Source organism: Mucilaginibacter sp. P4_A11 (genome assembly GCF_056402535.1).
The window spans coordinates 36,875-48,963 of record NZ_JBFUHE010000003.1 but is presented as its reverse complement, the minus strand read 5'-3'; the positions used below and the strand labels follow the sequence as shown (position 1 = coordinate 48,963).

Sequence of the window (12,089 nt, the reverse complement as noted above, 5' to 3'; positions counted from 1 at the left end):
GAGTTGAACCTAATCAAATTTTATTTGATTAGGTTTAGACTTTGTTGAACCTTAAATAGCGAAGAATCGAAATGATCAAATATAGCATACCGGTTTAAACGAATCTCGTGAAATGTTTATTCGTTTTGTGTCATTCGCTGGATTTAACTGGCACACTTTTAATCAATCTTTCTTTATCAAAAAGTAAAAAAAAGCAGCCTCGTAATAATTATAAATTTTTGGTTGCTATAATTTTGACGGACTAACCATAAGTATAATATCCTAAATGAGAAATGATTTAACGCAAGACCAAATTGCGCAATACCGTCACGATGGTTTTTTAGTGATCGAAAATTTCCTTTCGGCCGAAGAGCTTGAATTTTGGCGCACAGCGCTCAACGAGGCCATAGAGAAACGTAACGGCAATAAGATGCCCGACCGAAAGGAGGTTTACGGCAAAGGAGATGCTGACGATAAATCGTATTACGACAACGTTTTTGATCAGCTGATTAACCTTTGGGTTGATAATGATAAAATGAAACAGGTAATGCTTGACGAACGCCTGGGGAAAATGGCTGCGCAACTGGCCGGGGTTCAAGGTATAAGAGTATGGCATGATCAGGCATTAATTAAAAAGCCATGGGCTAATCTTACTTCGTGGCACCTTGATACACCTTATCGGTCGTTTAGTGATAGGTGCGCGCTTTCGATCTGGGTAGCGCTTGATGACGATACTTATGAGAACGGCTGTTTGTTTTTCATCCCTGAATCTTATCATAAAACCACTTTTGACAACCCCGGCATAGGCAAAAATATGGGTGCCATATTTACTACTTATCCAGAGTTTAAAACGGCACAATCTGTTGCCGCGCCAATGAAAGCGGGTAGCTGCTCATTCCACAACGGTTTAGCCATACACGGCGCACATGTCAACATGACCCCGGGTTTCCACCGTGCCATGACCTGCGCTTATATGCCCGATGGCAGTATTTTTAACGGTATCCAAAATATTTTGAAAGATGACGATGTTGCCCGGTTAAAAATTGGTGACATGTTAAAAAATAACGAGCTTAACCCTTAATTTACCAAGCTGTTTAATATATGCGCATGAACCTCCGATCAATATATATTGTTGCATTAATGCTGCTTAGGTGGCAAACTGGTTTTGCTTTAAATAGTGAAACCCCAGGTATTACTCATAACATCACGACCAAAACTATAACCTTAACCGTGCCCGATAAAAAGCTGGCTATCCTGATAGATTATTCATCTGGCTGTATAGTAAAACAGTTAAATATTAAGGGTGTAAACGCACTTTCAGCTTCTGGTGTTTACACAGGTATCACTACTAAAAATGCGATGTTTACTTCAAACGCTGCATTGCCGGTTGTAAGGGTAAATCAACAATTAAATCAGGTAATTATAAGTAATATCAGTTATGGCGATAATGCCCTTACTGTAACAGAAACCTGGCGTTTTAAAATAGTAGATAATAAGATAACCTGGAAAATTACACGCCAGTATAGTACCAACGCTCAATTAGAAGATATGGCCCTGCCTAAATGGAACTTCGCCAACCTGGCTGTATGGAAGGGGGGGATCCTGGATAATGGGGGGATGGTTTGGTGTAAATATTTAAAACAGGTTGATGATACTTATGGCGTACATACCGGCGGTGTTACCTTTTGGAACGCCGAAAGCGGTAACGGGTTTCGCATCAGCACTACTGCCAATAATGCTATTGCCACTAAATATTCCCATAGCGAAAATAACGAATTTACAGCTACACAACTTGTAACAAACAACCCGCTGCAACAACGTTATGACCTGAGCCGGTTTGTATCAAAAAGAGCAAATGTATTTGCTGCTTTCGATGTGCAAAAAGGACAGACCAGCGTTGAATATACATTACAATGTATAAATTATTTTAAAGAGTACACAAGGGGCACTTTACCCAGTATTGACGCCGCTGCCGTGCGCGAGCTGTTAAACACCACCGGCCGCTATGGCGTGGTTGATAATAATATTATCGGTGCAAATGGTTGGTTAACCAACTGGAAATGTCTTCATGAGCCGTTTTTTGCGCAAGTGGGGATGGCGCTTAATGATATTAATTACACCCAAAACATGTCGGCAACGCTCAATCAGGAGCGCGACCAGGCCATGCTTGCTGATGGCCGTGTGCTATCGCGCTGGCACAATGTGCCCGGTGATGAGATAAAGGGGACTTACAACGCTAAAACCGGTTATTATGAGGCCATGTGGGGCTATACTATTGATTCGCAAACGGGGTATGTAATTAACGCGAGCGAGCAGTTTGATATTAATGGAGATGTTAACTGGCTAAAGTCGCACCAAACTTCGTGCGAAAAGGCTTTGGATTGGATGATAAAACGCGATGCCAATAATAACGGTATTTTTGAAATGCTAAACAATAATATTGGCGAGAAAAAGGCCAGCGACTGGCTGGATATTGTTTGGGCGAGCTATGAGAACGCGTTTGTAAACGCCCAACTTTACGAGGCCCTGAACCTATGGGCTAATTGCGAAAAGGTGTTGGGCAATCAACAAAAAGAAGTTTATTACACTGCTGTAGCTGCACGTTTAAAAGCTGCATTTAATAAACCGGTAGATGAAGGTGGCTTTTGGTCGCCGGCCAAAAAACAATATGTATACTGGCGCGATAACGATGGCTCAATACATGGCGATAACTTAGTTACCCCGGTAAATTTTGCCGCTATTGCCTTTGGTATATGTGATGATAAACAACGCATAGCACAAGTGCTAGACCAGATAGAACAGCGCAATAATCAGGAAAAGCTTTTCCATTGGCCGCTGTGTTATGATTCATTTACACAGGCTGAGGTATCGCCGGGTAACTGGCCATTTCCTAAATATGAGAACGGCGACATTTTCCCCACCTGGGGCTATATGGGCATACGTGCTTATGTTCATTATGATAAAAGCATTGCGCTTAAATTCATCAACAACATACTTGCCCAATATAAAAAGGATGGCCTGTCATCGCAACGCTACAGCCGTGTTACACAGCTTGGATTGGGCGATGATATTCTGGCTGGCATAAGCACCAGCATCACCGCGCTTTATCGCGACATTTACGGTATTCGTCCAAAATGGAACCGTATGGGTATCGAGCCAAACTTATCGCCGGTATTAAATGGTACAGCATTTACTTATACGCTACGCGGTGTTAAATATAACTTAAAGCTAAGTACAAACAATTACAACATGAGTACTACTGGCTTTACTATAAAATGTAATAGCGCGTTTGGCGCAAATAAAACCGGCAATAACCTCATTTTTTACCCCGGCAATAGGGAAGAAATGCAGTTGAAAATAAAGTCGGCATCAGCACACAGTATCAATTTGACTATCGACAATTGGACGGAGAACCAGTTTAACTGGACCATAACCTCTGCAGATAACTACGAGTTTACGTTAAATGGTTTACAACCCGGAGCCAATTATCAATATACTATAAATGGCCTCTTCCAAAAAGTAAAAACCAATGCTGATGGTAGCCTTAGCATTAAAAAAGCCTGCAAACCGGGTACTAAATTTATTGTAAAGCCAATAGCGTAAATATTATTATGGAGATAAAAATACTAAGCCCGCAATGGGGCCATGAGCACCTGCAGATAAGTGCCTTCCTGGATAAAGTTAGAGCGGCAGGGTATGATGGGGTAGACACCTGGCTATCGGCCAATCCCGCCGATAAACGTACCCTGTTTAATTACCTGCAGCAACACCAATTGGTGTATGTTGCGCACCAGCATCAGGCTCATGGCAATACTTTTGCTGAATTTAAAACTTCTTATTTAAAAAATCTGTAGGCTTGTGCCGAAGCAGAACCGTTGTTAATTAATGCACATATCCAGGACTTTTTTATAATAATCCAAATTGTCCAATAAATAGTTTGTAACTTTTTCCTGTACAGTTTCGGATTTAAAACAATTTATTATTTCACTAAATTTAAGCAATTGCCTTGTTATTCTTTTCTACATTCTTCTCCATTGATTTAACTCATTCGTATTTGACGCTCGTTTAATTAATTAAGCTGGCCGAAACCACCGCATTGTTCAATTTTCCGGTGTTTCCGGGCAACTACCTTTCCTGTCATGGAGCCGTCGACACTGGTATTGCCTTCTATACCAATAAAATCGGTCTTATTAATCACTGAATCGACAATCCCGCATTGCCTCGGTACCGGGGAGCTTATTTGTATGAAATAGATGTCGCCGGGGCGTAAATTGCGGTCGGTTCCTTTTGGCACCCACCAATTGTTTTTGATAAGCTCTTGTTTCAAAGTAATCAGGGAATAGGCATATTTGAATGGTGGCCGGCCTTTCTTGTTCTGAGCATAGCACCAGGATACAAAGCCCACCGACCAGCCGTAACCCTGGCCGCCGAGTATATATTTTTGGACAGCGGGCCCTCCGTTTGGCACTGAGGGATCTTCGCGTTGACCAACTTCCGCCCTGGCCGCTGCAATAGCGCCCAGCCTGGGGCTGGATTCCGTAATGTGTGCATTTATTTGGATAGCCTCGGTGCCTAAGCCTCCTGGCTGTTGCACATTACCGGGCGATGCTGCTGCGGTCGCCAGATAAGGCAGCTGGCTTGGTTCCTGTAATATGCTGTCAAGTTTTTTAGCCATATTCTTGTCGTTTACGAGTTTCAGCCGTGAAAGTAATGCCAGGAATTTTACGCGTTCTTCTTCTGTGGGCTGCTCCAGCCCTTTTTTGATCAGGTCGAATTCGAATTTTCGCGTTTCAAGCTGGTTGACATCCGAATTATTGAGAACATTCCCAACGGTCGTCGCAATAAACCCCATAACTGCAACAAGGATTGTTGCCAGGATGGGATCAACCTTCCGCTTCTTCTTTTCGCTTTCGGATTGCTGTTTTTCAAGTTCGAACTTCTGGGTTTCGAGCTCAAGTCTTTTTTCCTCCATCAGGATTTTTCGCAGTTCGGGAGATTGTTCCATCACAGGTAAGGTAATTTGATTGAAATGAATATAGTCTGCTTTCTCGGCTTTTACAATTAAATTTCAAATGTTTGTGAATTGAGCGGGTATTGCTCACATCATTAGCGCAGGTTGTACGCCTGTTATTGCCAGGATAATTCAACCGTGTCCGTATTATTTTAACTCCGCAATCCTACCTGGGCAATGATCATGTAGTGAAATGTAATGATCCGGGTGTGGTGTTCGCCCGTAAAAATGGTAAAATACTTATCGCAGCATGTACAGTTTTCGGAAAAAGAACAGAAAAGGATGAGCAGATCGATACGGTCTCTTGGACCCTCACTGAGAGTTTCATAGTCCTGATAGTCATTAGTGAAGTAACTATAGCACTCTTAGTTTACAGTAAATAGACTGTGTTCGAAAGTAGCGTCAGGGAAATTAACCAAATTTAAGAATGTTGCCCGATTGAAAGGGCTTTATTGAAATATGTCAAAATTTCTTATTTTTAATTGACACGCACGTTGGTGCCTGAAAATAAAAATCGCCTGTAAGTTTTTGATTTACAGGCGATTGCTTAGTGGAGCCGGAGGGATTCGAACCCTCGTCCAAACATGGTATAAGGTAAGCTTTCTACATGCTTAGCTTCTGTTTAATTGTAGGGAAGGGGAAGGTCAGTCGCTTACCTGTACCGTCTTCCTTAGGTGCTTTATCTCGTTCGCTATGCACACCTTAAGCAAACCAGTTTCATCTTTCGATGCCCCGATTGCCGATCCGATGAAACGGAAAACCGGTGGGACAAAAGCTATGCTAATTCTAAATTAGGCAGCTAAGGCGTAGTTATTTTCGCCATTTGTAAGTTTGAGCGTTCAGATTTAAGCGCTAATTCACCCAACGCGCTGCATGCTTACCTACTTATCTCCATCCTGTCAATTCCGGTCGACCCCATTTTTTTGAGTTCGCATTTGCCGGTGGGCAGTTTGCAGTTAAGGGTACAAATATACAAATTTAGTTTGCAGTTAACAGCAGGCAGTTTGCAGATATTAATAAAGAAACTGCCTGCTGTAACCAGCTGCTACAAACTGCCAACTGACAACTGTTCGTTGCTAACTATTCGCCCCGGATAAACTTTTAATGCTTCATCTAAACAAACCATAGCCTTTTTCAGATCGTCATTGTTTAAAACATAGGCCATGCGTACTTCATTTGATCCGGCACCTGGTGTGCTGTAAAAACCTGTAGCAGGGGCCATCATAACTGTTTGGTTATTAAAACTGAATGACTCAAGCATCCATTGGCAAAATTTGTCGGCATTATCAATAGGCAGTTTGGCAACAACGTAAAAAGCACCACCCGGATTAGGGCAATAAACGCCATCCATTTTGTTCAATGCGCTTACAAGGGTATCGCGCCTGCTGGTATATTCTTTATTAACTGCTTCAAAATAGCTGTCAGGAGTATCAACGGCTGCTTCGCCGGCAATCTGTTCTACCATACCTGCGCTTAAACGGGCCTGGGCAAACTTCAATGCTGTTGTACGTAATTCCTTGTTTTTTGTGATCAGGCATCCTAAGCGGGCGCCACAAGCGCTGTAACGTTTGCTCACGGTATCCATTATTACCACGTTTTCCTCAAGCCCATCCATGTGCATTGGCGATATAAATGAGCGGCCGTCATAACAAAACTCACGGTATGCTTCGTCCGAAAACAGGTACAGATCATGTTTTAAAACCAACTGTTTCAGCGCTTCCATCTCTTCTTTCGAATACAAATAACCGGTAGGATTATTAGGGTTACAGATAATGATGGCTTTGGTTTTATGTGTTATCAGTTTCTCAAATTCGCTGATAGGAGGGAGCGCGAAACCATTATCAATATATGATAATATAGGCTTAACCACAATATCGCCCTGGCTTGCAAAGCCGTTATAGTTTGCATAAAAAGGCTCAGGGATGATCACTTCATCGCCCGAATCAAGGCAGGCCATCATGGCTATGGTAATTGCCTCCGAGCCGCCGGTGGTAACAATAATATCTTCGGAAGTAATATTATAATTCAGTTTATTATAGTACTCTGTAAGTTTTTTACGGTAACTTAATGTACCCTCGCTTGGGGTGTAAGCCCAAACTTTGAAGTCGATGTTTTTAATGGCATTCAGCATGCCATCTGGTGTTGCAATATCGGGTTGGCCGATGTTGAGATGATATACCTTTTTCCCGTCCTGCTTAGCTTTATCAGCAAAAGGTGTTAATTTACGTATCGGTGATGCGGGCATTCGCTGGCCCTTTTCAGATATTTTTGGCATCCTGCAAAATTACTAAAAATGAAAATATTGTTTTGTAAAACCTTTGTAAACGAAAAAAGACCCTGTTTCGGGTCTTTTAAATATCATTTTAAATATCCCGTTTGATATAGGGATATATCAAGCATTTGAAAATTACTTGCTTGCCGCGGGTTTAGCCACAACTTCACCAACAATGATTAAATATTTTTCGGGTGTCGCAGCGTTTGATTTAACAACAATAGTTTTGTTAAATGGCGCAGCGGCAGCAGCATTGTAAGTGATTTTGATGGAGCCTTTATCACCGCTTTTTACGGGAGTTTTAGTGTAGTCGGCAATGGTACAGCCACAGGTTGGCCTTACTTCTGTTAAAATAAGCGGCTCCTTACCAACGTTGGTAAATTCAAATACGGTAGTAACGGGAGTGCCTTGTGGTATTTTACCAAAATCATGTTTTTCTTCGTTAAATTTAAACTCAGCTTTCCCGCTATCTTGTGCCGATGCGGTGAAGGCAAAGCCTAATATTACCGCGCAAATCATTAATATCTTTTTCATACGTTATATTTGATTATTACAAATATAAAAGGTTTAATGTAATTACAAAACTATTACTCAAACTCCGGGTTTTATCTGTTAGTTTGCCTAATACAGAATAGAATTTTATACTTTTACCGTCTAAACAAAATTTTATATGCCTGAAACTACAACACGCGCTACCAGTAAATTTAATACTGCCGAGCTCAGTTTTGATGATTTCAAGAAGATTGTTATTGATGATTATCGTATTGGTTATGAGAGCCGTCAAGCCAGTTTGATAGGCCGCAGGGAAGTACTAACGGGCAAGGCAAAGTTCGGTATTTTTGGCGACGGCAAAGAGGTTGCACAACTGGCTATGGCGAAGGCTTTTCGTGCCGGCGACTGGCGCGCGGGCTATTACCGCGATCAAACTTTTATGTTTGCTACCGGCATGAGCAATATGAAGGAGTTTTTTGCTCAATTATACGCTAACCCTGATATTGAAAAAGACCCCGCCTCGGGCGGCAGGCAAATGAATTGTCATTATGCTACACGTTTTGTAAATACCGACGGCAGCTGGGTTAACCAGGTTGAAACGATGAACAGTTCATCGGATATTTCAACAACTGCTGGGCAAATCCCCCGTTTATTGGGTTTGGCTTACGCTTCAAAATTATACCGTCAAAATAAAGAGCTGGATTATCTTAAACAATTTTCAATTAATGGTAACGAGGTAGCATTTGGTAGTGTTGGCAATGGGGCTACATCTGAAGGTTCGTTCTTTGAAACCTTTAACGCGGGTGGGGTATTGCAGGTGCCTATGGCCATCTCTATTTGGGATGACGCTTATGCCATTTCCGTTCCGGCAAACCTGCAAACCACTAAAGAAGACATCTCGGAGGTGTTGAAGGGTTTTCAGCGTGAAAATGGCAGCAACGGTTACGAGATCTTTAAAGTTCGTGGTTGGGATTATATTGCCCTTTGCGAAACTTATGAGCGCGCTATCAACATTTGCCGCGAAGAGCATGTGCCGGTCCTGATCCACGTTACTGAAATGACCCAGCCACAAGGGCATTCAACCTCGGGCTCACATGAACGCTACAAAAGCAAAGAAAGATTGGCCTGGGAGGATGAGCACGATTGCTTGCTGAAAATGCGTGAGTGGATGATCGCATCAGCTATAATTACTGAAATTGAACTTGAGGAGCTTGAGGCTGAAGCAAAGAGATTTGTACGCGAATGCCAACGCGAAGCGGCAAATGAATTGGCCGTTGTTATAAAAGGGGAAATAGAAGAAGTTTCAGGATTGTTAGAGGCCTTTGCCGAAAAAGTTCCATCTCAAAGGGAAACAATATCAGCTTTATCAGCCGGTTTAAGCTCGAGTATTGATGCCGGCAGGCGCGAGATCTTTTCGGCTATTCGTAAAGCGCTACGCTTAACTACCACCGAAAATAATATTGAACGCCAGCTTTTAACAGAATGGTTAAAAGTTGAAGGTGCAAAAAATGCGGACCGTTACAATTCAAAATTATTTACCGGTACACCAGAATCTCCACTTTATGTTCCTGTTGTGCCTGCTATTTACAGTGATGATGCAAAAGTGATAGACGGGAGGGAAGTATTGAATGCAGCTTTCGATGCTAACTTTGCACGTGATAAAAGTATCGTTGCCTTTGGTGAGGATTTGGGTGCGATAGGTGACGTTAACCAGGGTTTTGCCGGCTTGCAGGCTAAATATGGCGATATCCGCATTAGTGATACAGGCATTCGCGAAACAAGCATTATAGGACAGGGTATGGGCCTGGCGATGCGTGGTTTAAGGCCAATTGCCGAGATCCAATACCTCGATTATCTGATTTACGCAATAACCATCATCAGCGATGACATTGCCAGCTTAAGTTACCGTACTATGGGCGGGCAAAAAGCGCCGCTTATTATCCGCACCCGCGGTCATAGGTTAGAAGGGATCTGGCATTCAGGTTCGCCAATGAGTGTTATTTTGGGGTCGATGCGTGGCTTCCATATTTGTGTGCCCCGTAATATGACCCAGGCTGCAGGTATGTATAATACGCTGCTAAGGGGTGATGAGCCGGCTTTGGTAATAGAGTGCCTGAATGGCTATCGCCTGAAAGAAAAACTACCGGCTAACGTTGGGGATTTTACCGTACCGCTTGGTAAAGCTGAAGTTTTGAAGGAAGGCAATGATATTACTGTGGTATCATACGGCTCAACGCTACGTATAGTTCAGGAGGCATCTGATGAACTGGCTGCAATGGGTATCAATATCGAAGTGATAGATCCTCAAACATTATATCCTTTTGATACAGAGAATGTTTGTGGTGCTTCGTTAAAGAAAACCAGCAAGCTGCTGGTTGTTGATGAAGACCTGCCGGGAGCGGGTTCTGCCTATATCCTGCAAAAAATATTAGAAGGACAAAATGGCTATTATGCGCTTGATGCTCAGCCCAAAACGCTTACAGCTAAAGAACACAGGCCTCCTTATGGTTCGGACGGCGATTATTTCAGTAAACCATCAGTTGACGATGTTATTGAAATCGTTTACGCTATGATGAACGAGGCTAATCCTTCAAAATATCCCGCTATTTATTAATTAGTTATAATTATAGGTTGGTGAATTAGTGATTATAAAATCAGTAGTTTACCAACCATTCTTTTAAATCTACTATGGACAATACTTTTTTAACCGTCGCCGAAAATATTAAAACCCGCCGTAGTGTAAAACCGGCCATGATGAATGGCCATAAAGCACCAAACGGACATATTGCTGCTTTACTTGAGCTTGCTGACTGGGCACCAACCCATGGCTTTACTGAGCCCTGGCGCTTCATTGTTTACGAAAACCCTGAGCAGTTTTGTGCTGAACATGCCGAGGTTTATAAAAAGAGCGTATCTGCTGAAGAATTTAATGAGGCCGCTTATAATAACCTGAAAACGCTTGGCAATAAGGTATCGCACGTGATCATTACTGTTATGCAACGTGGCAATCTGCCGAAAATACCGCCCTTTGAAGAAGTTGCAGCTGTATCGAGCGCTATTCAAAATATACTGCTGGGCGCTACTGCCTTAAATATGGCCTCGTTTTGGAGCACTGGTGGCGCTATCTTAAAACCTGCGTTTAAGGAGTTTCTGAATTTAAGGGAGGAAGATAATGTGATGGGCGTATTATATCTTGGTTATGCCGATCAGTATCCCGAAGGGAAACGAACCATTCCGCTGGAAAATAAAATTAAATGGGTTAAATAAACCCATAACCTTTCCATTTTCGCTCCGTATAACAGTCGAAAATATTGCTTAGTTTTAAATTTATTTTCATTTGAGTAAAAAATACTATTTAACTCATTTGGATTTTAAGTTTTAAAGTATATTTTTGTATTAACCTGTTAACATCAGGTTAACCTTCTATCCAAACCCTGTTACTACACCCTAATTAATTAAAATTAAATTAAACTCAGGCAAGCGTATGAGGAAACATTTTTTGTGGGTTACTATGGCGATCTTTCTCCTTTCAGCAACAATTTTAAGCTGGAGATCGGATGGTGCAAACAGATCAGTGAGTGCAAAGAAAAAAAATGCAGCGTTTACAACAAAGGAATTATTTGAGCAATACGTTAATAATTTATATGAAGCGGCCCACCTTGGGGAGACCGGTTTAGCTTTTAACGTATTTGAAAAGGCAGTAACAGGTTATACCAATTTAAAGCTTTCGCATGCTGTGCCGCAAAGCAGCAACGTGCTTACAGTGGTTGATTTTAGTAAATCGAGCCGTGAAAAGCGTATGTGGATCATTAATTTGCTCAGTAAGCAATTGGTGCTTAATACCTGGGTGGCACACGGGTCGGGAAGCGGCGACGAAATGGCCAGCCGTTTTTCTGATGCCAACGATTCGCATGAAAGCAGCCTGGGGTTTTACATAACCGACAAAGTTTATAACGGCAAACACGGCCGGTCTTTATATCTTGACGGTATGGACGAAGGCTTTAACGGCAATGCACGCATGCGCAGCATTGTTGTTCATGGTGCCAATTATGTTGGCCCGGCTGCCATTAATGAACAAGGCTTTATAGGCAGAAGCTTTGGCTGTCCGGCAGTATCGCCAAAGGTGATCAATAAAGTTATCAGTACTATTGCCGGCAAAACCGTTTTCTTTATTAGCGGAAACGATGAGTCGTACTATTCAAAATACCTGGATGAAGCAGGGCCGCTTAATTTAATGGCGAGTGCTGACACTTCATTCAGTTTTGCTAAGTTTTAAATCCAACCCCAACTATAAACCAAATCATGAAGCCCGGCTTACTTAAAAGTTTGCCGGGC

General features: G+C 42.2%; 9 protein-coding genes and 1 other RNA gene. 6 read left to right on the top strand and 4 right to left on the bottom strand.

Going from position 1 to position 12,089, the window contains the following annotated elements:
- Window positions 1–265 precede the first annotated feature (265 nt).
- From AC1DUD_RS07435 to AC1DUD_RS07425, 3 genes are read left to right on the top strand one after another with little or no spacing between them, the layout of a single operon-like run.
- Complete coding sequence (locus AC1DUD_RS07435) at window positions 266–1,060, top strand: phytanoyl-CoA dioxygenase family protein (RefSeq protein ID WP_477373142.1); 795 nt, start codon at window positions 266–268, stop codon at window positions 1,058–1,060.
- Between the two features lie 26 nt (window positions 1,061–1,086).
- Window positions 1,087–3,582 carry an alpha-L-rhamnosidase-related protein gene (locus tag AC1DUD_RS07430; protein ID WP_477373140.1) on the top strand — a complete coding sequence of 832 codons (2,496 nt, stop codon included), beginning with the start codon at window positions 1,087–1,089 and terminating at the stop codon, window positions 3,580–3,582.
- An 8-nt stretch (window positions 3,583–3,590) separates the two neighbouring features.
- On the top strand, window positions 3,591–3,833 hold the full coding sequence (locus tag AC1DUD_RS07425) for a hypothetical protein (RefSeq protein ID WP_477373138.1): 243 nt from the start codon (window positions 3,591–3,593) through the stop codon (window positions 3,831–3,833).
- Window positions 3,834–4,048: 215 nt separating this feature from the next.
- Here AC1DUD_RS07425 and AC1DUD_RS07420 read toward each other — a convergent pair whose 3' ends face one another.
- From AC1DUD_RS07420 to AC1DUD_RS07405, 4 genes are all read right to left on the bottom strand, one after another.
- Window positions 4,049–4,984: a hypothetical protein gene (locus AC1DUD_RS07420; protein WP_477373136.1), complete on the bottom strand. Its 936-nt coding sequence runs from the start codon at window positions 4,982–4,984 to the stop codon at window positions 4,049–4,051.
- A gap of 554 nt (window positions 4,985–5,538) precedes the next feature.
- Window positions 5,539–5,907, bottom strand: a transfer-messenger RNA (tmRNA) gene (gene ssrA, locus AC1DUD_RS07415).
- Window positions 5,908–6,035: 128 nt separating this feature from the next.
- On the bottom strand, window positions 6,036–7,265 hold the full coding sequence (locus AC1DUD_RS07410; RefSeq protein ID WP_477373134.1) for a pyridoxal phosphate-dependent aminotransferase: 1,230 nt from the start codon (window positions 7,263–7,265) through the stop codon (window positions 6,036–6,038).
- Between the two features lie 132 nt (window positions 7,266–7,397).
- Entirely contained in the window at window positions 7,398–7,796 is a 399-nt protein-coding gene (locus AC1DUD_RS07405) for a DUF1573 domain-containing protein (RefSeq protein WP_477373132.1), read from the bottom strand.
- Window positions 7,797–7,932: 136 nt separating this feature from the next.
- Between AC1DUD_RS07405 and AC1DUD_RS07400 the strand changes: the two genes are divergently transcribed.
- The 3 genes from AC1DUD_RS07400 (at window position 7,933) to AC1DUD_RS07390 (ending at window position 12,030) form a co-directional block, all read left to right on the top strand.
- Entirely contained in the window at window positions 7,933–10,368 is a 2,436-nt protein-coding gene (locus AC1DUD_RS07400; RefSeq protein WP_477373130.1) for an alpha-ketoacid dehydrogenase subunit alpha/beta, read from the top strand.
- Window positions 10,369–10,442: 74 nt separating this feature from the next.
- Window positions 10,443–11,021: a nitroreductase family protein gene (locus AC1DUD_RS07395; RefSeq protein WP_477373128.1), complete on the top strand. Its 579-nt coding sequence runs from the start codon at window positions 10,443–10,445 to the stop codon at window positions 11,019–11,021.
- A gap of 217 nt (window positions 11,022–11,238) precedes the next feature.
- A complete protein-coding gene (locus tag AC1DUD_RS07390; RefSeq protein WP_477373126.1) occupies window positions 11,239–12,030 on the top strand; it encodes a murein L,D-transpeptidase catalytic domain family protein in 792 nt (263 codons plus the stop codon).
- Window positions 12,031–12,089 lie beyond the last annotated feature (59 nt).